The organism is Nonomuraea zeae (genome assembly GCF_005889725.1).
Lineage (GTDB): Bacteria > Actinomycetota > Actinomycetes > Streptosporangiales > Streptosporangiaceae > Nonomuraea > Nonomuraea zeae.
Map to the genome: position 1 here is coordinate 1 of NZ_VCKX01000734.1, position 627 is coordinate 627.

The window sequence follows — 627 nt, forward strand, 5'->3', positions numbered from 1 at the left end:
GGGCGCGGCCGAGCAGGTCGAGGGTGGCGTTCTCCAGCTTGAGACCGACCTCCTCGGCGATGACCTGGCCACCGGCCAGGATCGCGATGTCGTTCAGCATCGCCTTGCGACGGTCACCGAAGCCCGGCGCCTTGACCGCGACCGACCGGAAGACGCCCTTCATCTTGTTGACCACCAGGGTCGCCAGGGCCTCGCCCTCGACGTCCTCGGCGATGACCAGCAGTGGCCTGCCCGACTGGACGACCTTGTCGAGCAGCGGCAGCACGTCCCTGTTGGCGGAGACCTTGCCGCTCACGATCAGGACGTAGGGGTCGTCCAGCACCGCTTCGAGCCGGTCGGAGTCGGTGATGAAGAGCGGGGCGATGTAGCCCTTGTCGAAGCGCATGCCCTCGGTGAGCTCGAGCTCGAGGCCGAAGGCGTTGCTCTCCTCGACGGTGATGACGCCTTCCTTGCCGACCTTGTCCATCGCCTCGGCGATGAGCGAGCCGATCTCGGGGTCGGCGGCGGAGATGGAGGCGGTGGAGGCGATCTGCTCCTTGGTCTCCACATCCTTGGCCAGCTTGGAGAGCTCCTCGCTGACGCGCTCGACGGCGGCCTCGATGCCCTTCTTCAGAGCCATCGGGTTGG

Annotated in this window: 1 protein-coding gene; it reads right to left on the minus strand. The window is 67.0% G+C overall.

What is annotated here, in order from left to right:
- A partial coding sequence (locus ETD85_RS62665) for a TCP-1/cpn60 chaperonin family protein (protein ID WP_276617434.1) occupies positions 1 to 627 on the minus strand: 627 nt, incomplete at both ends.